23 protein-coding genes are annotated in these 23,208 nt (G+C 65.8%); 13 read left to right on the top strand and 10 right to left on the bottom strand.

Features of this window, described 5'->3' with window-relative positions; translation table 11 throughout:
- Complete coding sequence (gene pgi / locus ACEN9G_RS19490) at window positions 1-1,641, bottom strand: glucose-6-phosphate isomerase (protein WP_413339045.1); 1,641 nt, start codon at window positions 1,639-1,641, stop codon at window positions 1-3.
- Between the two features lie 189 nt (window positions 1,642-1,830).
- Between pgi and edd the strand changes: the two genes are divergently transcribed.
- The 4 genes from edd (at window position 1,831) to ACEN9G_RS19510 (ending at window position 5,528) form a co-directional block, all read left to right on the top strand.
- The gene (edd, locus tag ACEN9G_RS19495) at window positions 1,831-3,747 is read left to right on the top strand and encodes a phosphogluconate dehydratase (protein ID WP_413339047.1); all 1,917 of its coding nucleotides are present in this window, start codon (window positions 1,831-1,833) and stop codon (window positions 3,745-3,747) included.
- Between the two features lie 29 nt (window positions 3,748-3,776).
- Window positions 3,777-4,400, top strand: coding sequence for a bifunctional 4-hydroxy-2-oxoglutarate aldolase/2-dehydro-3-deoxy-phosphogluconate aldolase (eda, locus tag ACEN9G_RS19500; RefSeq protein ID WP_413339066.1), 624 nt, complete (start codon window positions 3,777-3,779; stop codon window positions 4,398-4,400).
- 53 nt (window positions 4,401-4,453) lie between these two features.
- A complete protein-coding gene (locus ACEN9G_RS19505; RefSeq protein ID WP_483126864.1) occupies window positions 4,454-4,972 on the top strand; it encodes a Rhs element Vgr protein in 519 nt (172 codons plus the stop codon).
- A gap of 70 nt (window positions 4,973-5,042) precedes the next feature.
- A complete protein-coding gene (locus tag ACEN9G_RS19510) occupies window positions 5,043-5,528 on the top strand; it encodes a hypothetical protein (protein WP_413339051.1) in 486 nt (161 codons plus the stop codon).
- Between the two features lie 50 nt (window positions 5,529-5,578).
- On the opposite strand, the gene ACEN9G_RS19515 is transcribed toward ACEN9G_RS19510, so the two are convergent.
- From ACEN9G_RS19515 to ACEN9G_RS19530, 4 genes are all read right to left on the bottom strand, one after another.
- Entirely contained in the window at window positions 5,579-6,604 is a 1,026-nt protein-coding gene (locus tag ACEN9G_RS19515; protein WP_413339053.1) for a flagellin N-terminal helical domain-containing protein, read from the bottom strand.
- A gap of 66 nt (window positions 6,605-6,670) precedes the next feature.
- Window positions 6,671-7,270 carry a gamma carbonic anhydrase family protein gene (locus tag ACEN9G_RS19520; protein WP_413339054.1) on the bottom strand — a complete coding sequence of 200 codons (600 nt, stop codon included), beginning with the start codon at window positions 7,268-7,270 and terminating at the stop codon, window positions 6,671-6,673.
- 25 nt (window positions 7,271-7,295) lie between these two features.
- On the bottom strand, window positions 7,296-7,661 hold the full coding sequence (locus ACEN9G_RS19525; RefSeq protein ID WP_413339056.1) for a VOC family protein: 366 nt from the start codon (window positions 7,659-7,661) through the stop codon (window positions 7,296-7,298).
- A gap of 28 nt (window positions 7,662-7,689) precedes the next feature.
- A complete protein-coding gene (locus ACEN9G_RS19530) occupies window positions 7,690-9,204 on the bottom strand; it encodes a poly(ethylene terephthalate) hydrolase family protein (protein WP_413339058.1) in 1,515 nt (504 codons plus the stop codon).
- A gap of 115 nt (window positions 9,205-9,319) precedes the next feature.
- Between ACEN9G_RS19530 and rpiA the strand changes: the two genes are divergently transcribed.
- Together rpiA and ACEN9G_RS19540 are read left to right on the top strand one after the other, a co-directional pair.
- A complete protein-coding gene (rpiA, locus tag ACEN9G_RS19535; RefSeq protein WP_413339060.1) occupies window positions 9,320-9,997 on the top strand; it encodes a ribose-5-phosphate isomerase RpiA in 678 nt (225 codons plus the stop codon).
- A 2-nt stretch (window positions 9,998-9,999) separates the two neighbouring features.
- A complete protein-coding gene (locus ACEN9G_RS19540; RefSeq protein WP_413339062.1) occupies window positions 10,000-10,326 on the top strand; it encodes a hypothetical protein in 327 nt (108 codons plus the stop codon).
- Window positions 10,327-10,356: 30 nt separating this feature from the next.
- On the opposite strand, the gene ACEN9G_RS19545 is transcribed toward ACEN9G_RS19540, so the two are convergent.
- Together ACEN9G_RS19545 and argA are read right to left on the bottom strand one after the other, a co-directional pair.
- Window positions 10,357-10,629: an oxidative damage protection protein gene (locus tag ACEN9G_RS19545; RefSeq protein ID WP_029756863.1), complete on the bottom strand. Its 273-nt coding sequence runs from the start codon at window positions 10,627-10,629 to the stop codon at window positions 10,357-10,359.
- A 201-nt stretch (window positions 10,630-10,830) separates the two neighbouring features.
- Entirely contained in the window at window positions 10,831-12,144 is a 1,314-nt protein-coding gene (gene argA, locus ACEN9G_RS19550) for an amino-acid N-acetyltransferase (RefSeq protein ID WP_413339064.1), read from the bottom strand.
- Between the two features lie 54 nt (window positions 12,145-12,198).
- Between argA and hrpA the strand changes: the two genes are divergently transcribed.
- Both hrpA and ACEN9G_RS19560 read left to right on the top strand, forming a co-directional pair.
- Window positions 12,199-16,338 (top strand): ATP-dependent RNA helicase HrpA, encoded by a 4,140-nt coding sequence (gene hrpA / locus ACEN9G_RS19555; RefSeq protein ID WP_483126865.1) that lies wholly within the window; start codon window positions 12,199-12,201, stop codon window positions 16,336-16,338.
- Between the two features lie 103 nt (window positions 16,339-16,441).
- Window positions 16,442-16,894: a DUF2214 family protein gene (locus ACEN9G_RS19560; protein WP_413341215.1), complete on the top strand. Its 453-nt coding sequence runs from the start codon at window positions 16,442-16,444 to the stop codon at window positions 16,892-16,894.
- Window positions 16,895-16,897: 3 nt separating this feature from the next.
- On the opposite strand, the gene ACEN9G_RS19565 is transcribed toward ACEN9G_RS19560, so the two are convergent.
- Window positions 16,898-17,407 (bottom strand): DUF6622 family protein, encoded by a 510-nt coding sequence (locus tag ACEN9G_RS19565; RefSeq protein WP_440966958.1) that lies wholly within the window; start codon window positions 17,405-17,407, stop codon window positions 16,898-16,900.
- Window positions 17,408-17,613: 206 nt separating this feature from the next.
- Here ACEN9G_RS19565 and ACEN9G_RS19570 point away from each other — a divergent pair, with 206 nt between their 5' ends.
- The 3 genes from ACEN9G_RS19570 (at window position 17,614) to ACEN9G_RS19580 (ending at window position 19,856) form a co-directional block, all read left to right on the top strand.
- Window positions 17,614-18,462, top strand: coding sequence for a dioxygenase family protein (locus tag ACEN9G_RS19570; protein WP_413341220.1), 849 nt, complete (start codon window positions 17,614-17,616; stop codon window positions 18,460-18,462).
- A 94-nt stretch (window positions 18,463-18,556) separates the two neighbouring features.
- Window positions 18,557-18,793 (top strand): hypothetical protein, encoded by a 237-nt coding sequence (locus ACEN9G_RS19575; protein WP_413341222.1) that lies wholly within the window; start codon window positions 18,557-18,559, stop codon window positions 18,791-18,793.
- A 124-nt stretch (window positions 18,794-18,917) separates the two neighbouring features.
- Window positions 18,918-19,856 carry a tetratricopeptide repeat protein gene (locus ACEN9G_RS19580; RefSeq protein ID WP_413341224.1) on the top strand — a complete coding sequence of 313 codons (939 nt, stop codon included), beginning with the start codon at window positions 18,918-18,920 and terminating at the stop codon, window positions 19,854-19,856.
- A gap of 12 nt (window positions 19,857-19,868) precedes the next feature.
- On the opposite strand, the gene ACEN9G_RS19585 is transcribed toward ACEN9G_RS19580, so the two are convergent.
- The gene (locus ACEN9G_RS19585; protein ID WP_413341226.1) at window positions 19,869-20,756 is read right to left on the bottom strand and encodes an AraC family transcriptional regulator; all 888 of its coding nucleotides are present in this window, start codon (window positions 20,754-20,756) and stop codon (window positions 19,869-19,871) included.
- Between the two features lie 101 nt (window positions 20,757-20,857).
- Here ACEN9G_RS19585 and ACEN9G_RS19590 point away from each other — a divergent pair, with 101 nt between their 5' ends.
- Entirely contained in the window at window positions 20,858-21,769 is a 912-nt protein-coding gene (locus tag ACEN9G_RS19590; protein ID WP_413341227.1) for a DMT family transporter, read from the top strand.
- Here ACEN9G_RS19590 and udk read toward each other — a convergent pair.
- Window positions 21,744-22,385 carry a uridine kinase gene (gene udk / locus ACEN9G_RS19595; protein WP_413341229.1) on the bottom strand — a complete coding sequence of 214 codons (642 nt, stop codon included), beginning with the start codon at window positions 22,383-22,385 and terminating at the stop codon, window positions 21,744-21,746. The two genes, ACEN9G_RS19590 and udk, sit on opposite strands and share 26 nt — an antisense overlap.
- Window positions 22,386-22,652: 267 nt before the next feature.
- On the opposite strand from udk, the gene ACEN9G_RS19600 reads away from it, so the two are divergent.
- Window positions 22,653-23,195, top strand: a complete 543-nt coding sequence (locus ACEN9G_RS19600; RefSeq protein WP_413341231.1) for an NUDIX hydrolase — start codon at window positions 22,653-22,655, stop codon at window positions 23,193-23,195.
- Window positions 23,196-23,208: the final 13 nt, after the last annotated feature.

The following is a 23,208-nucleotide window of genomic DNA, read 5'->3' on the forward strand; positions in this document are numbered from 1 at the left end:
TCAGACGGCCGCCCTGGCGCGGGCGATCAGGCCGTTGGTCGAACCGTCGTGCTGCGCCGGTTGCGCCTCGCCGTTCAGCTCCGCCTCGATCTTCTTGGCGAGCACCTTGCCCAGTTCCACGCCCCACTGGTCGTAGCTGTTCACGTCCCAGATCGCGCCCTGCACGAACACCTTGTGCTCGTACAGCGCGATCAGCGCGCCCAGCGTGGCCGGCGTCAGGTACTCCATCAGGATCGTGTTGCTCGGACGGTTGCCCGGGAAGGTCTTGTGCGGCACGAGGCGTTCGATCTCGGCGGCGTCTTGTCCGGCGAGATCCTGGCGCACCTCGTCCGCCGTCTTGCCCTTCATGAAAGCTTCCGACTGCGCGAAGCAGTTCGCGAGCAGCGCGGCGTGGTGGTTCTGGAATTCGTGCGCGGGACGCAGCGCGGCGATGAAGTCCATCGGCGTGACGTCCGTGCCCTGGTGCAGCAGCTGGAAATACGCGTGCTGGCCGTTCGTGCCGACGTCGCCCCAGATCACCGGGCCGGTTGCGTAGTCGGTGATGGTGTCGCCGGCGCGCGTGACGCGCTTGCCGTTGCTTTCCATGTCGAGCTGCTGCAGGTAGGCGGGGAAGCGGTTCAGGTCCTGGTGGTACGGCGCGATCGACACCGACGGGCAGCCGAGGAATTCGCGGTTCCAGAAGCCGACCAGGGCCAGGATCATCGGCAAATTCTGCTCGATGGGCGCGGTGCGGAAGTGCTCGTCCAGCGCGTGCGCGCCCGCGAGGAAGTCGGCGAAATAGCCGTAGCCGACGCACAGCGCGACCGGCAGGCCGATCGCCGACCAGACCGAATAGCGGCCGCCGACCCAGTCCCAGAACGGGAACATGTTGTCCGGGTCGATGCCGAACTTCTTGATGGCTTCGACATTGGTCGACACGGCGACGAAGTGCCTGGCGAGCGCCTCTTCCGATGCGTGCTTGAGGAACCAGCTGCGCGCCGTGTTCGCGTTCATCATCGTCTCGGCCGTCGTGAACGTCTTCGACGCGATGATGAACAGCGTCGTTTCCGGATTCACGCGCGCCAGCGCGGCGTCCATGTCGTGGCCGTCGACGTTGGAGACGAAGTGCATCGTCAGGCGCGGATGGGCGAACTGGCGCAGCGCCAGGCAGACCATCTTCGGACCGAGGTCGGAGCCGCCGATGCCGATGTTGACGATGTCCGTGATTTCCTTGCCCGTGTGGCCCAGCCACGAACCGTTGCGCACGGCGTCGCTGAACGTCTTGACGCGGGCCAGGACGTCGTGCACGTCGGCCGTGATGTCCTGGCCGTCCACCGTGATCTGCTTGTCCTTCGGCGCGCGCAGGGCGGTGTGCAGCACGGCGCGTTGTTCGGTCAGGTTGATCTTGTCGCCGGCGAACATCGCGTCGCGCAGCTGCTCGACGCCGCGCTCGCGCGCCAGGTTTGCCAGCAGTGCAAGCGTGCGCCCGTCCAAACGGTTTTTTGAATAGTCTAGGAACAGCCCGGCGGCTTCCGCCGAGAGGCGCTCGAAGCGCTGCGGGTCTTGCGCGAACAGGTCGCGCATCTGCCATTGCCGGGCGTCCTGGGCGTGGGTCTGGAGGGCCTGGTAACTGGTGGTGCTGGTCAGGGGTGGTTGGCGCATGGTGATGGACGGTATGATGTCATTTTGTGCAGGTTAGCGAATCATACAGGAAGCAGGCGTAAATTCACTACAAAAAATCGCCGCTCAGCGTGAGTCTCCCGTGTTCACCTTCCTTTGCTCATTGATTGGTGGGCAGGAATCCGCATTTCGTAGTAAAATTTCAGAAATCTAATTCACAAGGAACAGATCATGGCGCTGCACCCCGTAGTAGAACAGGTCACCAACCGGATCATCAAGCGTAGCCGGCCCTCGCGCCAGGCGTATCTCGCGCATCTCGACGCCGCGCGCGTCAAGGGCGTGCAGCGCAGCGTGCTGGCGTGCACGAACCTGGCACACGGGTTTGCCGCCTTCCCGGCCAACGACAAGCTCAAGCTGCGCGAGGCCAAGCAGCCGTCGGTGGCGATCGTTTCCTCGTACAACGACATGCTGTCGGCGCACCAGCCGTTCGAAGCCTACCCGAAGGTCATCAAGGACGCCGTGCGTGAAGTCGGCGCCGTGGCGCAGTTCGCCGGCGGCGTGCCCGCCATGTGCGACGGCGTCACGCAGGGCCAGCCGGGCATGGAACTGTCGCTGTTCTCGCGCGACACCATCGCCATGTCGACCGCCATCGCGTTGTCGCACAATATGTTCGACGCCAGCCTGTACCTGGGCATCTGCGACAAGATCGTGCCGGGCCTGCTGATCGGCGCGCTGCACTTCGGCCACATCCCGGGCATCTTCGTGCCGGGCGGCCCGATGGCGACCGGTATCTCGAACAAGGAAAAGGCCGCCGTGCGCCAGCGCTACGCGAAGGGCGAGGCCACGCGCGAAGAACTGCTGGAAGGCGAGGCCAAGGCCTACCACAGCGCCGGTACGTGTACCTTCTACGGTACCGCTAACAGCAACCAGATGCTGATGGAGATGATGGGCCTGCACCTCCCGGGCGCCGCCTTCGTCCATCCGGACACCCCGCTGCGCGAGGCGCTGACCCGCGCCGCGGCCCAGCATGCGGTCAAGATCTCGCAGCAGGGCGGCGAGTACATGCCGATCGGCCACATCGTCGACGAGAAGTGCATCGTCAACGCCATCGCCGCGCTGCACGCGACGGGCGGCTCCACGAACCACACGCTGCACCTCGTCGCGATCGCGCGCGCGGCCGGCATCATCATCGACTGGAACGACTTCGACGAGCTGTCGAAAGTGGTGCCGCTGCTGACGCGCGTGTACCCGAACGGCGACGCCGACGTGAACTACTTCCAGGCCGCCGGCGGCCCGACCTTCGTCATCCGCGAACTGCTGGACGCCGGCCTCGTGCACGACGACGTCAACACCATCCTCGGCCGCGGCCTGCGCAACCACTGCAAGGAACCGTTCCTGGACGGCGACAAGGTCGTGTGGCGCGACCTGCCGGAACAGAGCGGCGACGAGTCCGTGCTGCGCAAGCATACGAACCCGTTCAGCGACAACGGCGGCCTGATCCTCGTGCAGGGCAACCTGGGCCGCGCCGTGATGAAGATCTCGGCGGTCAAGAAGGATCACCACATCGTCGAGGCGCCCGCGCTGACGTTCGATTCGCAGGAAGATTTCATGCACGCCTACAAGGCCGGCAAGCTGAACCGCGACTTCGTTGCCGTGCTGCGCTTCCAGGGCCCGCGCGCCAACGGCATGCCGGAACTGCACGCGCTGACGCCGGCACTGGCCAACCTGCAGGACTCCGGCTTCCACGTCGCGCTGGTGACGGACGGCCGCATGTCGGGCGCATCCGGTAAAGTCCCGGCCGCGATCCACGTGTCGCCGGAAATCCTGGCTGGCGGCCCGCTGGGCCTCGTGCGCGACGGCGACATCATCCGCGTCGACGCCACGCAGGGCACGCTGGAAGCCCTGGTGCCGGCCGACGTGTGGGCATCGCGCAAGATGGCGACCGCGGACCTGAGCTCCAGCCACATCGGCATGGGCCGCGAACTGTTCGACGTGTTCCGCAAATCGGTCAGCGCGGCCGAGGAGGGCGCCGCCCACTTCCCGCTGCCGTCGCCGATCGACACGACCGTGCCCCTGCACGAAGGCACCGACAGCGGCGAGATCATGCCCGGTTCGGACGAAGATTTCCTGTTCCGCAAATCCAAATAAGCAAAGTGAGCGCAACGATGAGTAACGAAATGACCCTGCTGGACATCATGAAATCCGCCGTCGTGATCCCCGTGATCGCGATCGACGACCCGGACCATGCGGTCCCCCTCGCCAAGGCGCTGGTCGCCGGCGGCATCCGCGTGCTCGAAGTCACGCTGCGCACCAGGCACGGCCTGGAGGCGATCCGCGCGATGGCCCAGGTGGAAGGCGCGATCGTCGGCGTCGGCACGCTGACGCAGCCGGAAGAATTCGCCGCGTCGCGCGATGCGGGCGCCGTGTTCGGCGTGTCGCCGGGCCTGACGCCGTCGCTGATCGAGGCAGCGAAGAAGAGCGGCCTGCCGCTGCTGCCGGGCTGCATGACCCCGTCCGAAGTGATGGTGGCGCGCGAAGCCGGCTTCAAGCAGCTGAAACTGTTCCCGGCCGTGCCGGCGGGCGGCGTCGGCATGCTGAAGGGTATCGGCGGTCCGCTGCCGGACGTGACCTTCTGCCCGACGGGCGGCATCTCGATCGAGACGGCGCCGCAATTCCTCGCGCTGAAGAACGTCGCTTGCGTGGGCGGCTCCTGGCTGACCCCGGCGGACGCCATGAAGGCCGGCGACTGGGGCCTGATCACCGAGCTGGCGAAAGCCGCATCCGCACTGAAAGCGGCCTGAACCGGAATATGCGGCGGCGCCTGGTCCGGGGCCTGACCCCGGCCGAAATACGCATGGCGTCGCTGCTGTTCGGCGGCGCCATCGATGCGTCGCGCGTGCGCGTGCACGGGCGCCGCTACCTGCCGCTGGTGCAGCCGAAAAACTGCGCCATGACGCCCAACGGCAGCATGTATTTCCACCCCTCCTGTTTCCTGCCCGATTATGGCGCGGGCGATCCGCACACGATCCACTGGTTCATGCACGAGATGGTGCACGTGTGGCAGCACCAGCTGGGCTACCCGGTCCGGTTGCGCGGCGCCTTCCGCATCGGCCTGTCGTACCGTTACGAACTGCGTCCGGGTGCGCGCCTGTCCGACTACAACATGGAAGCCCAGGGCGACTTGCTCGCGGATTATTTTGCGCTGAAATACATGCGCAACCCGCGCATCATGCGCCAGCGCCGCTATGCGCACCAGATCGACTTGTACGAACAGGTGCTGGCCCGCTTCCTCGCCGACCCGCGCGACCCGGACAACCTGCCGCGCGGCAGCGCACGCCGCTTCGCGCGGATGGTAGCGTCTGTCTCCGCCTGAGCTTGCGTAGCCTCAAAATTTAACGGTGCTGCCGTCGTAGGCTTTCGCCTTGCGCTCCGTCGAGGTCATCATGTCCGTCCCTTATCGCATCCCCATGCTGCTGTGTGCCTGGTGCCTGGCCGCGCCGGCGTGCGCCCGCGTCGGTGCGGCCGAGGTGCGCGAAGGCCCGCGTGGCGGCCCGTGCTTCACCATCACCCCGCGCGAGGAACGCCTGGGCACGCCGGAATTCCGGTCGATCGTCGTGTGGGAGGGGACACGCCCGGTGTGGAAGATGACGATGCCGAAGGAGCGCACGTTCCCCCTCACGTTCGGCATGTGCGTGCCGTACGGTGGCAAGGTGGCGTCGCTGCCGCGCACGACGCCCGCGCCGCTGGCGCCGGGGCGGATCTACAGCCTGCGCATCGAGGCGCAGCCGGGCAAGGGCAGCTCCGCGTCCAGCTACGAGGCCAGGTTCTGCCTTGCGCGCCAGCATGACGGCAGTGCGGTCGTGCACCAGATCTGGAATGGCGACAGGGAAGGGCCGCGCATGTACGGGTGTTTGCCGCCGGGCGATTGACGCCGTCGTCGGCGGCCGGCGTCTTGCGGCGTCGGCTGGTACGGGCGCCGCTACTGCAGCAGCGCCATCACCATCGAGGCCAGGCTGTTGGTCTGCTTCAGCATGGCCGTGCTGGACTGCATGAGCATCTGGTTCGCCGTCATGGCCGACGACTCCGTCGCGACATCGACGTCCATGATGCGGCCGGTGGCGGCCTGCGTATTGGTCGAGACGTTCGCCAGGTTGTTGTAGACGTGGTCCAGGCGGTTCGCGACCGCGCCCAGTCCGGACCGCAGCGCCGACACGGCGTCGAGGGCGTCGCCCAGCTTGCCGATCGTCGCGGCGGGATCGGCGAACAGCGTCATCGTGCCATGGACCGTGATCGTGCCGCCGAAACCGTCGGGGACATTCGTCGTCGTGGGGATCACGATGTCGGCGAGGGTGTGGCCCGGCGTTGTGTTGGTGGTCGAGCTGTCGCCCGCGAAACGGGTGACGATGGTAACCACTGTATTCCCGCTGCCGTCGAGCGAGGTGATGTCACTGGTCGTCGCGGTCTGCAGCAGGAGGTCGACGTTGTGCAGTTGCGGCGAGAAATCGGCATGCATCGTTTCCGCACTGTCCGCGCCGATCTGGAACGAGAGGCCCGCCGTATCGCCGAGTTTTCCGCCCGTCGTCGCGGAGGTGTTCAGCAGCGTGGTGCCGCCGAAGCCAGTGTTGCTGAAGATGTTCGACAGTTCGTCCGTCAGTGAATCGTATTCCGCCTGCAGGGCGTCCCTGTCGGCGCTCGACGACGAGGTATCGCCGGCCTGGGTCGCCAGGTCCTTCATGCGGATGAGGATGTCGTTGACTTCGTTCAGTGCCCCGTCGGCGGTTTGCAGCAGCGAGATCGAATTCTGCGTGTTGCGCATGGCCACGGTCATGCCGCTGCTTTGCGCCTTCAGGCGCGTGGCGATCTGCAGGCCGGCGGCGTCGTCCTGCGCCGAATTGACGCGGTAGCCGGTCGACAGGCGCGTCATCGACGTCGACAGCCAGGCCTGGGTGCGGCCCATGACCTTCAGTGCCGACAGCGATGCGAAATTGGTGTGAAGACTCAGCATTTATGGAACAGTCAATGACCTCCTGTTAATAGGGCGACCGGATTCCGCTTCGTATTAAATATTGAATCAATATTTTTTCGATTTTGCAGTTTTCGACGTTTCTGCTTCAGAGGCGGCGGGCGCACGGTTCTCAGTGTATCCGTTCAGGTAATTGTCCTTGATGCGCACATAATGCTCGGCCGAATAGCGCAGGTACGCGATCTCGGCCTCGGACAGCGCCCGCACCTTGACGACGGGCCGGCCCATGTACAGGAAGCCGCTTTCCAGCGTCCTGTTCGGCGGGACGAGACTGCCGGCGCCGACCATGACGCGATCCTCGACGACCACGTCGTCCATCACGATGGTGCCCATGCCGATGAGGCATTCGTTCCCGATGCGGCAGCCGTGCAGGATGACGGCGTGGCCGATGGTGACGTAGTCGCCGATGACGAGCGGCGAGCCGTCCGGCCTGGCGGGCGTCTTGTGGGACACGTGGCCCATCGTCAGGTCCTGGACGTTGGTGCAGCGGCCGATCACGATGTCGTTGACGTCGCCGCGCAGCACGGCGTTGCACCAGATCGAGCTGTCCGCGCCGAGGCGGACGCTGCCGATGACCTGGGCCGAGGCGTGCACGTAGACGCGCTCGGCAAGCTGCGGAGAGGTGTCGAGGTAGTTCGAGAGCGGCATGATGAAGTCTTTTAACGGTGGGTGATCAGGCTGGCGGTTCCCACAGCTCGACCTTGTTGCCTTCGGGATCGATGACCCAGCCGAACTTGCCGTATTCGCCGTCGTCCGTCCTGTCGAGCACATTGCAGCCTTCGTCGCGCAGGGCCTGCAGCAGGGCGGCGAGGTTGTCGACGCGATAGTTGATCATGAACGGGGCCCGGCCCGGCGCGAACTGGTCGCTGTCCGCAGGGAACACGGACCAGGCGGTGGTGCCCTTGGGGTCGGTCCAGTCGAACGCGGCGCCGCTCCACGGCTGGACGTCGATGCCCAGGTGGCGCTGGTACCAGGCGCCGAGCGCGGCCGGGTCTTGCGCCTGGAAGAAGATGCCGCCGATGCCGGTCACGCGTTTCATGTCAGTCTCCGCCGTCGTCAAAGAATGATTACTGCGCCCCCAGCGCCCCCAGCCGTTCGCGCGCATGCGCCTGCCCCGGCTCCAGCGCCAGCGCCTGCCGGTAATTCGCGATGGCGGCGTCGCGCTCGCCGGCCGCCTCGTATGCCTGGCCGAGGCCGTCGTAGAGGAAGTCGAAGCGTTCCGGATACAGTTTGACGCCCAGCCGGAACACGTGCATGGCATCCGCGGCGCGCCGCTCGCGCAGCAGCTTCATGCCCCAGTCGTGGGCTTGCAGCGGGTCGAGGGCGAGGTCGGGATTCTGTGCGTGCAGGCGGTCGTAGATGGCGGCGATGTGCTCGAAGCCCTGCTGGCCCAGTTGCTCGAGGAACGTGTCCAGCGTCGGCGGCGCGCCGGTGGCGCGGCGTACCGCGAACGAGACGAAGCCGGCCGGCGGACGGTTCGCGGCGACGGCGTCGTCCAGTTGGCGGCGGGCCGGGGCATCGTTGCGCAGGCGGGCGTCGAGGAAGCGTTCCACCATGCGCGCCATCGCGCCGTAGGCCTGGGCCGATTGCGCGCGCGTGCGCTGGCCGAAGGCGGCGTCCGGCGCCATGCGCAGCGACCACGACGAGAAATCCATGTGGCTCGCCGCGTCCAGCGTGGCGAGATACACGTCGGCGTACCGCATGCGCCCCAGCAGTTCGGAGCCGATCGCGCCTTCGTCCTGCAGGCGCGTCATGTACAGCAGCGGGATGCCCAGGCGTTCCGGCGTGACGTAGCCCGCGGCGCGCGGGCCGCCGCTTACGTAGTCGTACGCGGCGCGCAGCGAGCCGTCCAGCGTGACGAGCGCGCGGATGCGGTCGTCGCGGGCCGCGGCCAGCACGCTTGCCAGGCTGCCCCAGCTGTGGCCGACGACGGCGATGCGGTTCGTATCCGCCTGCGCCAGCGTCTGGACGTAGCCGACGAGGAAGCCGATGTCGTCCGCCTGCGCTTCGGCGCCCTCCAGGCTCGCGGTCATCCTGTGCGAGCGCGGGCCCAGCGACGGCGTCGCGATCACGATGTAGCCGTGGCTCGCGAGGTATTCGCACAGGTCGGTGTTCTCGATGGCGTAGGCACTGTGGCCCGGCGCGTAGATCACGACGGGGAATTTACCGGGGCGCTCGGGCGCGTCCCGAAGGGCGCGCACGGGGCTGGCCAGGTCGCGCTGGACCTGCGGGGTGCGCGTTTCGACGAGCGCGTCGGTGGCGCGGCGCACCTGGTCCGGCATGCGGCTGAATTCCTCTTCCGTTGCCACCGTCGTCACGTAGTCGCGGTAGGTCAGCGCACCGCCCGTGCCGATGGCTGGATACCAGATCAGCGTCTGCAGCGGCCGCGACCGGTCGCCGCTCGTCGCCTGCGCCGTGACGGGACTGCGCGGATGCTGGTAGACGCGCGCCCGGTCGTACTGCTGGCGGACGTGGAAGCCGACGCGGTACGGGCCGGGCGGGGTGGACGGCGTGAAGTCGGCGGCCGTCGCGGTGGGCGCGAGGACGAAGGCGAGCAGCAGGGTGGTCAGTGTCCGGAGCATGGGTCGTCGGCGGTGTTTCTTTGGTTGCAAGATTATATGCTGAATTGGCATGATATTTGGCGCGACATGTGAATCCGTTAAAATGTCGGATTCTTCTTCACCTCCTTCCAACATCATGACTCAGGACGAACTCAAGCAGGCAGTGGCGCGCGCCGCCATCGAATACGTGGTCGACGGCGAAATCATCGGCGTCGGCACCGGCTCCACCGCCAACTTCTTCATCGACGAACTCGGCAAGATCAAGTCGCGCATCAAGGGCGCGGTGGCGTCGTCGGAAGCGACGGCGACGCGCCTGCGCGGCCACGGCATCGAGGTGTTCGACCTGAACGACGTCGAATCGATCTCCGTCTACGTCGACGGCGCCGACGAGATCAACGCCACCGGCGCCATGATCAAGGGCGGCGGCGCGGCATTGACGCGCGAAAAGATCGTCGCCTCCGTATCGGGCAGGTTCGTGTGCATCGCCGACGGCTCCAAGCTGGTCGAAACGCTCGGACAATTCCCGCTGCCGGTCGAGGTGGTGCCGATGGCCGCGAACGCCGTCAGCCGCAAACTGACCGAGATGAAAGGCCAGCCGCGCCTGCGCACCAAGCCGGGCAGCACGGACGCGTTCGTCACCGACAACGGCGGCTACATCCTGGACGTGGCCGGCCTCTCCATCACGGATGCGGTGGCGCTGGAATCGGAGATCAACCAGATCGTCGGCGTGATCGCCGTCGGCCTGTTCGCCCGCCGCGGCGCCGACGTCTGCCTGCTGGGCACGGGCGAAGGCGTCAAGAAGCTGACGTTCTGAGCATGAACCGCCTGGCGCTCGTTTGCGCGGCCGTCGCGTTGTTGGGCGGCTGCTCCATGTTCCACAGGCAGATGCCGGCCGCACCAGCCGCACCTGTGGCTGCGGCCGATACCGCGCCGGCCATCGAGACGATTCCGTTCCGCATGGGCGTGTCGTCGGCGACCGTCGAGAAGATGGCGAAGCAGCAAGGGTGTGCGGGCGGGCAGGGTGCCGGGCTCATCACGGAGCCGGGGCCTGTCGAGGTCTATCGCATGCGCTGCGAGGACGGGCAAATGCGCGGGAAAGTGTTCATGGCGCGGTGTGAGCTGCGCCAGTGCAAACAGATGTAGGGTGGGCGGAGGGCCGCCCACCCTACAGAATCAGGCCGTCGGCGGTACGTAGCCGGCAGCCTCGTCGGCACCTTCGCCGAAGAAATGGCGTTCCATTTGCGTGGCCAGGTATTTGCGGGCGCGCGCGTCGGCCATGTTCAGGCGGTTTTCGTTGATGAGCATCGTCTGGTGCTTCAGCCAGCCATCCCAGGCTTCCTTCGACACGCTTTCATAAATGCGCTTGCCCAGTTCGCCCGGGTACGGCGGGAAGGCCAGGCCTTCGGCTTCCTTGTTCAGTTTGATGCAGTGGACGGTGCGGGCCATGTTCTTGCTCCTGGTTCGGTATCGGAAAACGTGATTATAAGGCCAGGTTGGAAAAGCTACAGACGTTGACTTCGTCATTCCCGCGAAAGCGGGAATCCACGCTGAGGCTCAAGATTCGGTAATTCGGAGGCGATGCGAAGTGTCCAAGAGCTCGACTTTGGATCTTCAGCATGGGTCCCCGCTTTCGCGGGGACGACGGTTTTACAGCTGCTTGATCAGGATTTGCGACCTGCGTTGCCAGTTGTACATATGCGCCCGATCCTTGGGCAGGTCGTCGACGGTCGCCGGCACGAACCCGCGCTTCTTGAACCAGTGCGACGTGCGCGTGGTCAGCACGAACAGCTTGGACATGCCGGCCGCGCGGGCGCGGTTTTCCATGTGTTTTAGAATGCGCTCGCCGTCGCCCTGGGTCTGCGCGTCCTGGCTCACCGTCAGGCAGGCCATTTCCGCCATCTTCGATTCCGGGAACGGGTAGAGCGCGGCGCAGCCGAAGATGACGCCGTCGTGCTCGATCACGGAGAATTGTTCGATTTCGCGTTCGATCAGCTCGCGCGGACGCTTGACCAGCGTGCCGTCCGCTTCGAGCGGCTCGATGAGCTTGATAATTCCGCCGACGTCCTCAATTGTGGCCTGGCGCAGGCTCTCCAGGTTGTCGTGCGTGATCATCGTGCCCACGCCGTCGTGGGTGAACAGTTCCAGCAGCGCGGAGCCGTCCGTCGAGAACGGGACGATGTGGGCGCGGTCGACGCCGCTGTTGCACGCCTTGATCGCGTGCTGCAGGTAGAACGACGCGTCGTTCGGCAGGAAGCCCGCCTGCAGCACGGCTTCGGCCTGGTGCGACGACAGTTCGCGGATGTCGCCGCCGCCGGCGTCCTTCATCAGCGGCGTCTCCGTGATGAAGATGAGCTTTTCGGCATGCAGGGCGATGGCGGCGGATACCGCCACGTCTTCCATCGTCAGGTTGAACACCTCGCCGGTTGGCGAGAAGCCCAGCGGCGACAGCAGGACGATGTTGTCCTCGGTCTCCAGGATGGGCTGGATCTTGGCGGCGGCGACCTTGCGCGTCACGCCCGTCAGCTCGTGGTCGACGCCGTCGATCACGCCGAGCGGGCGCGCGGTGACGAAGTTGCCGGAAACGATGCTGATGTGCGCATTCGACATCGGCGTGTTGGGCAAGCCCTGGCTGAACGCGCCCTCGATGTCCAGGCGCAGTTCGCCGGCGGCTTCCTTGGCGCATTCCATCGCCGCGCTGTCGGTGACGCGCACGCCGTTGTGGAAGCGGCCCGCGACGTTACGCAGCGCGAGCTGTTCGGCGACCTGCGGCCGCGACCCGTGCACCAGCACGACGCGGATGCCGAGTCCGACCAGCAGTGACAGGTCCTGCGCCAGCACGGGCAGGGCGCCAGCCGACACCAGTTCACCGGGGAAAGCGACGACGAAGGTCTTGCCGCCGAATGCGTGAATATACGGCGCGACGGAGCGCAGCCACTGGACGAATTGGGTAGGGTTTTCCATTTGCCGCATTATAATTCGCTGCGCGACTTGCGCACCAAATCCTCGTAAAAATCAATGTCTGAACAGAGTAACAAGCCTGCGCCCAAGCCGGCGCGCGCCGCATCCCCCGACCGTTCCTCGCAACCGCCGCGCGGCGACGCCCGTCGCGGTCCGCGCCCGCCTGCGCGCGAGGGCGCGCTCGCGAACGCGCTCGCGCTCGCGCAGGCGCAGGTGCGTCCGTCGCCAGGCTCCACCTTGCGTGCGGACGCTCCTGCGCAGGGCCGTCCGGCCAAGCCGCGCGAAGGCACCCAACGTTCACGCGAGGAGCGCCCGGCGCGCAAGGACGCGGTGCGCAATCCGCTCCCCCCGATCACCTTCCCGGAAGACCTCCCTGTCTCGGGCCGCCGCGCCGAAATCGCGAAGGCGCTGATGGAGAACCAGGTGGTGATCGTGTCCGGCGAAACCGGCTCGGGCAAGACGACGCAGCTGCCGAAGATCTGCCTGGAGCTGGGTCGCGGCGAAAAGGGCATGATCGGCCACACGCAGCCGCGCCGCATCGCCGCGTCGTCGACCGCGAAGCGCATCGCGTTCGAACTCGGTTCGCCGTTGGGCGAGCACGTGGGCTACAAGGTCCGCTTCAACGACACGCTGTCGCCCGGCGCCTGGGTCAAGCTGATGACGGACGGTATCCTGCTGGCCGAAACCCAGACCGACCCGCTGCTCAAGGCCTACGACACGATCATCATCGACGAGGCGCACGAACGCAGCCTGAACATCGACTTCCTGCTCGGCTACCTGAAGGAGATCCTGCCGCGCCGGCCGGACCTGAAGGTGATCATCACGTCCGCGACGATCGACGCCGACCGCTTCGCGCGCCACTTCGGCACGCCGGAAAAGCCGGCACCCGTCATCGAAGTGTCGGGCCGTTTGTACAAGGTCGAGGTGCGTTACCGCCCGGTCGAACGCGACCAGGAATTCGCACCCGCCGCCGACGGTAAATCGATGTCGAAAGCGCAGGCCGCGCGCGACAAGCGCGACCTGATGGATGCCGTCGTCGACGGCGTCGACGAATTGTGCCGCCTGGGCCAGGGCGACGTGCTCGTGTTCCTGCCGGGCGAGCGCGAGATCCGCGACTGCGCCGAGGCGCTCCGAAAACACCATCCGCCGCACGTGGAAATCCTGCCGCTGTTCGCGCGACTCTCCGTCGAAGAACAGGACCGCGTGTTCCGCACGACGAACGCGCGCCGCATCGTCCTCGCGACGAACGTGGCCGAGACGTCGCTGACGGTGCCCGGCATCCGCTACGTCGTCGACGCCGGCCTGGCGCGCGTAAAACGCTACAGCTATCGCAACAAGGTCGAGCAGCTGCAGGTCGAGGCGATCTCGCAGGCCGCCGCCAACCAGCGCGCGGGCCGTTGCGGCCGCGTCGCGGACGGCGTCTGCATCCGTTTATATGAGGAAGACGATTTCCTGCAGCGGCCGAAATTCACGGACCCGGAGATCCTGCGCTCGTCGCTGGCGGCCGTCATCCTGCGCATGAAGTCCCTGCACCTGACGGACGTGGAGACCTTCCCGTTCGTCGAACCGCCGCAGGGCCGCGCCATCGCCGACGGCTACCAGCTGCTGCAGGAACTGGGCGCCGTCGACGACGCCAACGAGCTCACGGCGATGGGCCGCAAGCTGGCCAAGCTGCCGCTCGACCCCCGCGTGGGCCGCATGATCCTGGCCGCCGTCGACAACGTGTGCCTGACCGAGATGCTGATCATCGCATCCGCGCTGTCCGTGCAGGACCCGCGCGACCGGCCGATGGAATACCAGCAGCAGGCCGATGAGAAGCACAAGAAGTTCGCCGACGAAAAGAGCGAATTTTTGAGCTTCCTGAAGATCTGGCGCTGGTTCGAGCAGGCCATCGAGCACAAGAAGACCAACCGCCAGCTGCAGGACAACTGCCGCGAGAACTTCCTGTCGCAGGTGCGCCTGCGCGAGTGGCGCGACGTGCACTCGCAACTGCTCACGATCGTGAAGGAGCAGGGCTGGCGCCTGAACGACACCCCGGCCACGTACGAGCAGCTGCACATGGCGCTGCTGACCGGTTTGCTCGGCAATATCGGCTACAAGATGGAAGACGAGGGTGGACAAACCGGCGGCGCCTATCTTGGCGCGCGCGGCATCAAGTTCCACATCTGGCCCGGTTCCACACTCGGCAAGAAGGCCGGCAAATGGATCATGGCGGCGGAACTGGTCGAGACGACGCGCCTGTACGCGCGCTGCATCGCCCAGATCCAGCCGGAGTGGGTCGAGAAGATCGGCGGCCACCTGCTGAAAAAATCGTGGGGTGAGCCGCGCTGGGAAAAGCGCACGGCGCAGGTCACGGCGAGCGAGCGCGCGACGCTGTACGGCATCGTCGTCTATAGCCAGCGCCGCATCAACTACGCGCAGCACAACCCGCTTGACGCGCGCGAGATCTTCATCCGCGACGCACTGGTCGGCGGCGATTACGAGACGCGTTCGCCCTTCTTCGCGCACAACCACAAGCTGATCAAGGAAATCGAGAACCTCGAACACAAGTCGCGCCGCCTGGACGTGCTCGTGGACGACCAGCTGATCCATGCGTTCTACGATAGCGAGATCCCGTCGGACGTGGTGAACGGTGCGGGTTTCGAGAAGTGGTACAAGGACGCGTCGCGCGACAACCCCAAGCTCCTGTACCTGAACCGCGAAGAACTGATGCGCCACGAAGCGGCGGGCGTCACGACGGAGCTGTTCCCGAAGACGATGAACGTCACCGGCATCGAGATGGGCCTGTCGTACCACTTCGAACCGGGCAGCCCGCGCGACGGCGTGACCCTGACCGTGCCGCTGTTCGCGCTGAACCAGATCCCGCGTGAGCGCGCGGACTGGCTCGTGCCGGGCATGCTGAAGGAAAAAGTGCAGCTGCTATTGAAGTCCCTGCCGCAGAAGCTGCGCCGCCACTGCGTGCCGCTGCCGGAGTACGCCGCGCGCTTCTTCGAGCGCAACGAGGACCCCGTGCGCTTCGGCCGCGGCGACCTGATCGACGCGCTCATTGCCGACATCCACGCGCAGACGGGCGTGCGCGTGATGACGACGGACTTCAAGCTGGAGACCTTGCCGGCCCACCTCTTCATGAACTTCAAGGTGGTCGACGAACACGGCCGCCAGCTGGACATGGGCCGCAACCTGGCGACGTTGCAGGCCGAGTTGGGCGGCCAGGCGCGCCAGAGTTTCCAGCGCATGGCGGAGACGACGCCGGCTGCCGGGCCGTCAAGCGCCAAGCCGCTGGCCGCGCCAGCCGCGCCGGCAGCGGCGAAAGGCAAGCCCGCACCGGCCGCACCCGCTGCGCCGACCGCCCACACGAACATCACCGGCTGGACGTTCGGCGAGCTGCCGGAACTGCTGGAGATCACGCAGGGGAAGATCACGCTGATCGGCTTCCCCGCGCTCGTGGACAAGGGCACGTACTGCGACCTGGAAGTCTTCGACGACCCGAACGTGGCGGCGCGCACGCACCGCATCGGCCTGCGCCGCCTGTTCGCGCTGCAGTTCAAGGACCAGCTGAAATTCGCGGAAAAGAACGTGCCGGGCCTGCAGCAGATGGGCATGCAGTTCATGTCGGTAGGTACGCCGGAAGAGCTGCGCGAGCAGATCGTCAACAAGGCCATCGAGATCGCCTGTTTGCAGGATCCGCTGCCGATCGACGCGGCCTCGTTCAACAAGCGCAAGGACGAGGGCAAGGGCCGCATCGGCCTGCTGATCAACGAGACGGCGCGCCTCGCCGGCCAGATCCTCGCGGAGTTCCACGGCCTGCCGAAGCGCCTGCAAGGCCTGCCGCCGGCCGTTGCGAGCGACATGCAGGCGCAGTTGCAGGGCCTCGTGCACAAGCGCTTCATCGCGGAGACGGAGTACAGCCAGCTGGCGCACTTCCCGCGCTACCTGAAGGCGATGAACGTGCGCCTGGAAAAACTGCGCGGCAATCCGGCGCGCGACGCGCAGCTGATGGCGGAGTGGCAGACGGCGGCGACGCAGTTCCAGCGCACGGTGAAGAACCAGCCGCTGAAGAACCTCGACCCGCGCATGATCGAGTTCCGCTGGATGCTGGAAGAACTGCGCGTGTCGCTGTTCGCGCAGGAGCTGCGTACGCCGATGCCGGTGTCTTCCAAGCGCCTGCAGAAAGTGTGGGAGTCGATGCTGCGCTAGTCAACACCGGGGTCAGAGCCCGATTTTTGGAAATTGCCCAAAATCGGGCTCTGACCCCGAAGTTTGCTACAGTTGACATCTCATCAATGCCAACGACTTTGCCATGACCGACCTCGTACTCGCCATCGTCCACCACCTGATCGTATTCGGCATCGCGTCCGCCCTGGCCGCCGAACTGGCGCTGATGCGGCCCGCCGCGATGTCGCCGCAGACCGTGCGCCTGCTGGGGCGCTTCGACGCGGCGTATGGCGTGATGGCGCTGGCGATCCTGATCGTCGGCTTCCTGCGCGTGGCGTATGGCGCGAAGGGCGCCGCGTTCTACATGCACAACCCGATGTTCTGGGCCAAGATCGCGGCCTTCGCCGCCGTGGGCCTCATCTCGATCAAGCCCACGTTGCGCATCCTCGCCTGGCAAAAACGGGCGAAGGCGGATGCGGCGTTCGTGCCGGCGCTGGACGAAGTCACTGCGCTGCGCCGGACGATGCTGCTGGAGATCCACGTGTTCGCCCTGATCCCGATCTTCGCGGCGATGATGGCGCGCGGCGTCGGGTACTGATTCTCAGGCGGCTGCCGCGCCGGCGGGCAGCATGCGCACCGACGCCATGTCGCCCACCAGCCGGCCGATGAACCAGCCGTTGAAGACGCCGAACAGGCCGCACACGATGCAGGCGAACAGGGTGTCCTGACGCAGCTGCGGCGCGACGGCCAGCGTCACCGACGCCACGTACTTCGTGAAGAACACGGCCATCATCATGACGAGCGGCAGGCGGCTGCCGCGCACGCGCACATGGCCCGGCACCGTGCTCGCCGCGATGCGCTCCGAACCCGCCAGCCCCGCCGCCAGCGCCATGCCGGCGGCAGCCGCCGCCCACGCGGCCAGCGCCCATCCACCGAGACCGAATTTCGTGCCGATGTCCTGCAGCGACAGCAGCAGCATCACGGCCGGGATCATGACGAGCTTGCGGACTTCCACGTCGCGGTCGCGCATGGCGGCCATGCCGCGGTAGACGAGGAAGGCGAGGATCGCCCAGACGTACAGCGGGGTGTGGGTCAGGATCTGGATCAGCATGGTTGGCTCCATCAAGTGCGTTAAGTTGACGCCACTGTGCCAGCGCCCCCGCGTGCCCGTGCGCCCATGCGACGACATGTTGCGATCGCGGCGCGAAATGCGGCTGGGCGGCGCGAAATGCAGCGTCTTTACACAGCTTTACGGTGGTTGACCGCGCTTAACGTTTCCCCATCCGACAATGCGCCTTCCGTAACCCAGGGGGACACATGGATCATTCACACCACAGCCTTGCCGAAGACCTCGAGCGCATGCTCGCCACCCAGACCAGCCGGCGCCAGTCGCTGCGCTGGCTGTTCGCGTCCGCCGCTGCCATGCCGCTCGCGAGTTGCAGTGGCGGCGGCGGTTCGTCCGGCGATATCGTGGCGTCATCGACGACGTCGACGGGCAGCACCACCACCACCACCGGCACCTGTTCCGTCATTCCGGAGGAGACGGGCGGCCCGTACCCGGGCGACGGCACCAACGGCAACGGCAACGGCATCGCGAACGCGCTGGCGCTGTCCGGCATCGTGCGCAGCGACATCCGCACGAGCGTTTCTCCCGGCAGCAAGACGGCGGCCGGCATCCCGACGACCCTGAAACTGCAGATCGTGAACGTGGGCGCGAGCTGCGCCAGCGCGGCCGGCGCTGCGGTCTACCTGTGGCACTGCGACCGCGACGGCAATTACTCGATGTACGCGAGCGGCCTGACGAGCGAGAACTACCTGCGCGGCGTGCAGGAGGCGGACAGCACGGGCACCGTGACGTTCACGACGATCTTCCCGGGCTGCTACTCGGGCCGCATGCCGCACATCCACTTCGAGGTCTACCCGAGTCTCGCGAAGGCGACGAGCGCCGCCAATCGCGTCAAGACTTCGCAGTTCACGTTCCCGATGGCGACCCTGAACGAAGCCTATGCGACGACGGCATACAGCACCAGCTCGCGCAACCTGGCCTCGATGAGCTATGCGACGGACAACGTGTTCAGCGACGGCACGTCGCTGCAGATGGCGTCCGTGAGCGGGGATCCGGTGAACGGATATGTGGTTACGCTGACGATAGGTGTGTCATTGTGAATGGTAAAGTGAACATAAAAATGTCTTAGGGAATCCTTACGATGTGATATTCTCACTCTTGTGATTCGCTTACAGCGTTTTAAGAGAGGGTGAGATGACATTATCGGTGAAGGTAATTTCGGACAAAGTTTCGGACCACATGCGGCGCGAGGCGCTCGATGTCCTGACCATGCGCTGGCCCAGGTTCTACACGTTCTGCGAGCGCGACCGGATCAAGGAGAGTTTCATCGACGCGCTGGCGGCGCAGCTGAAAACGGAGAGCATCCTGCTGGTGCAGGGGCACGCCGTCGTCGCCTTCGTGAAAGACTTCGACTTTTCTCCCATGCGCTGATCGGCATCGGCGATGACGTTTTCGCACATCGAACAATGCACCCTGCGGCCACGATCCTCCATAGCCTTGGATGCGACGTCACGGTTGTCCCGATTTCAACCCACCATCAGGAGAACACCTGACCATGAGCGCCGGCTACCGATTGGCACGATCCGCTTTTCACCGCTTTGTCGCCGAAGACGAGAAGGTTTCCATCAAAATGCTGCGTGAGCTCGACGCTGCGGACCACGCCCACGCGTCGCTGGTCGAAGCCTTCATCCGGCTCAAGCATGACCGGAAGTTCAAGGATCCGGGCGCGATCCTGGCCGCGTTCAGGAAAGCCGGCGAACTGGGTGTCCCCTACGGACACTTTTACGCCGGGCTGTGTTATGCGAACGGATACGGCACACGGAAAAACCGCAGGACGGCCGAGCGGCGCTATCGCGACGGGGCCGGCCACGGATGTATCAGCGCCCTGTTCGCGCTGGGGAAAATGTACCGCCGGGGAGAAGGCGTTGTGCCGGACATCCCGCTGGCGCTGCAATTCTTCGAACGCGCGGGCACGGCGCGGGTCCCTTATCCCGGTCCCGACGCCAGGGGGCGGTGCGACACGATCCTGGATCACGTGCATACCCACGAGAGGGACGTCAAGCTGCTCGCCATGGAGCAACTGGGCGAGTTGTACCGGGACGAATCGTTTGGCGTTCCTCAGGATATCGCGAAGGCGCGGCACTGGTTTCGTCAGGCCGCGGACGCGGGGTCGGCGGACGCGAGACGTCATCTCCGGAACTTGCCGCCCGCGCCGCCGCCGCGCAAAACGGTCGTCCCCCGCCCGCAACCCCTGCCGATCCGTGACGAAGGCGTCAAGCTGAACGACATGGACAGTGCCGAGGCCTACCTGCTGGGGCAGATGCATGCCGGCGCTCCGCACCCGGATTACAAGCTGGCTGCGCGCCATTTTCACATTGCCGAGCAACTGGGGCACCGGGAAGCGAAGCGCGAGCTGGAGGCGATCAAGGCGGCCGTCGGCGAGCGGGCGTACGGCCTGTTTTTCGCCGGCTGGAACGCGACTTTCCGGCCTTGAGGAAGCGGGTTCTCAAGGTGCCACGACTTGCCGATAGCGCCGCGGCGACGTGCCCGTCGCGGCCCGGAAGCGATGGCCGAAATGCGACAGGTCCGCATAGCCGCACAGGTCGGCGACCTGCTGCAAGGGCAGGGCGGTGGTCTTCAACAGCGTGCGGGCCTGCTCGAGGCGGCGCTGGGCGATCCAGGCCGACGGCGGCATGCCGAACGAGACGCGGAACATGCGCGCCAGATGAAACTCCGACAGGCAGGCCACCTGCGCGAGCGTGCCGAGCGTGATGGGTTGCGTCAGGTTCGCGTCGATGTAGTCGGCCAGCCTGCGGCGCAGCAGCGGCGCGAGGCCGCCCTTGAGCCGCAGTTCGCGCCGCGGCACGCCTTGTGAGCGCAGCAGTTCGCTCAGCGTGTCGTGGGTGATCTCGTTGGCGCGCAGCAGATTGTCGGTGTCTACCCACGGCGTCGCGATCAGCGACTGGCACAGGCGCAGCAGGGCGGGGCTTTCGAAATACGTGCGGTCGGCGAGCGTGATCTCGCGCGGTTCGCGGTCCAGCTCCACCACGGCGCGGCGCGTGAAATGCGCCGGCATGAAGTACACGTGCAGCAGGCGCAGATGGTCGCGCACCACCCATTCCGATTCGTGGTCGTCCGGCAGCGTGCACAGGCGCAGCGGCGCGCCGTACTGCCTGTGCATGCCACTGCGTTCCGTGCGGTAGCCGCCGCCCAGGTAGCAGGAGAGGGTGTGGTGGCCGGGCCGGTCGTACACGGTCAGCGCTTCACGGGTGTCCCGCTGCCAGATCGCCGCGGCCATGCCGTCGCCCAGCCACACGAAGCGTTCGAGCGTGGCGTCGGTGCCGCACATGGTGTCGAAGACGGCGTGCGAGATGGGAGCGGGACGGGAGTGCATGCGAAAAAGTCTAGCATTCTTCCGCAACCCGTACCGACAGGGCGTCGGAAAAGCGCAAGACCAGACAAGTCGGCGCCGGTGGCCGCGCGCATCATGGCAGCATGAATATCTTCCTTTACCTGCTCACCGTCGTCATCTGGGGCACCACCTGGATCGCGATCAAGTTCCAGCTCGGCGTCGTCCCGGCCCCGGTGTCGATCGCCTACCGTTTCTGGATCGCCGCCGCCGTGCTGTTCCTGTTCCTGCTCGCCACGCGCCGGCAAGCGTGGCCGCCGCGCCAGGCGTGGCGTTATCTGCTCGCGCAGGGTATCGCCCTGTTCTGCTGCAATTTCCTGTGCTTTTATTACGCCAGCCAGTGGGTGCCCAGCGGCCTCGTGGCCGTGGTCTTTTCGACGGCGCCGATCTGGAACGCGGTCAACCTGCGCCTGTTCATGGGGCGTCCGATCCGGCGCCAGGTGCTGGTCGGTTCCTTGCTCGGCTTGTGCGGCATCGCGCTGCTGTTCCTGCCGCAGATGCAGGGGCACTGGAACGACCACGGCATGTTGCTGGGCCTGGGCCTGTCGCTGCTGGGCACCGTGTGCTTTTCGACGGGGAACCTGCTGTCGAGCCGGATGCAGGCGCTCGGCCTGACGCCGCTGCTGACCAATACCTGGGCCATGCTGATCGGCTCGACCATCGTCGGCGGCGGCGCATGGTTGCTGGGCATGCCGTTCACGCTGGATGCCAGCCCGCGCTACCTCGGCGCGCTGTTCTACCTCGCCGTCCCCGGTTCCGTCATCGCATTCACGGCGTACCTGGTGCTGGTCGGCCGCATCGGGCCGGACCGCGCGGCCTACTCGACGGTGCTGTTTCCCGTCGTCGCGTTGAGCGTGTCGACCGTGCTCGAGGGCTATCACTGGACGTTGCCGGCCTTCGGCGGCGTCGCGCTGGTCCTCGGCGGTAACCTGCTGGCCTTCAGGAAGCCGGCTGCCACTGCGGCGCCAGGGATCAGGAACGTTTCAACTTGCCGATGACGCTCGCCACCTTGGTGGTGATGACGTCGACCGCGGGGTCGTTCGCGCCGTGGGGGAGGATGACGTCGGCGTAGCGCTTGGTCGGCTCGATGAACTGCTTGTGCATCGGGCGGACCGTTTCCAGGTACTGGTTGACGATGCTGTCCATCGTGCGGCCGCGTTCGGCGATATCGCGCTGCATGCGGCGGATGAAGCGGACGTCGGCCGCGGTGTCGACGAAGATCTTCAGGGACATCATGTCGCGCAGGTCCGCGTCGTACAAGGCGAACAGGCCCTCGATCACGATGACCGGGGCCGGTTTCACGGAGATGGTTTTCGTGGAGCGGTTGTCGATCGTGAAGTCGTACTCGGGCATTTCGATCGATTCGCCGTTGCGCAGCGCCTGCACGTGCTGGACCAGCAGCGGCCAGTCGAACGCGTGCGGGTGATCATAATTCTGCTTGCGGCGGACTTCCGGGGTGAGGTCGGACTGATCGCGGTAGTAATCGTCCTGCATCACGACCGAGACCATCTCGGTGCCGAACGACGCCAGCACCTGCTGGGTCACCGTCGACTTGCCGCTGCCGCTGCCGCCGGCGACGCCAATGACGAACGGCTGGAAAGGAATCTGGTTCATCCCTGCATGATACCCGGACTGACAGGGCCGGTGCGACCGGCTTCCCTCATCATCTTCCGCACCAAGTCATCATTGTATTGACGATGACTCATTTCTGTTGCAACGTCGCAACCGTTACGAAATGATCTGTCGGGAAATTGTACTCTTGGTAGAAATCGCTCGACCGTTAAACGAATCTCGTGGATGATTAACATTATGTAGGAATGATCCTACGTTGAATAAATGTTAAGCATACGCAGTGAATCACGCACTGCAAGCGAGGTAAAAATGGCGAATTTCCAAAGTACGTCGACGGCCGGTTCCGACCTCGTCAGGCGGCCGAGCTGGGTCGTACCGGCCCGTGGAAGCTGGCAGGGCGTTGCCGCTTGCGCGATCGTGCTTGCCGAGGACACGGGACGCGTGCTCGTCAAGCAATGTATCCCTGCGGATGGTGCGGGCCCCGAGTGGGGTACCTGGACGGCGGACGTCCCGGCCGGGCAGTCGCCGTTGCAGGTCGCGATCAACACGATCGCCGAGCGCTGCGCGTATGAAGGCGATCTCGCGTTGAGCCGCCTGACGCCGTTTTCCGATGCGCGCTTCTTCGTGCAGCACAACTACGTGGCTGTCGTACCGCAGGAGTTCGAACCGCGCATGGGCGATGGATGCCTGGGGTATCAATGGCGCGAGCTGGACCGGCTGCCCCAGCCGTTGTCGCCGGCGCTGGCCCATTTGCTCGACAGGTCGAGCAGCGACGTGCGCGCCATGGCCAATCTGTACAAGGGCATCCACGGTCTGGCAGGCACGTTCGACCCGCTGCGGTTCGAGGACTGAGGAATTCGCTTTC

The organism is Massilia sp. Masssp94, from assembly GCF_059491305.1.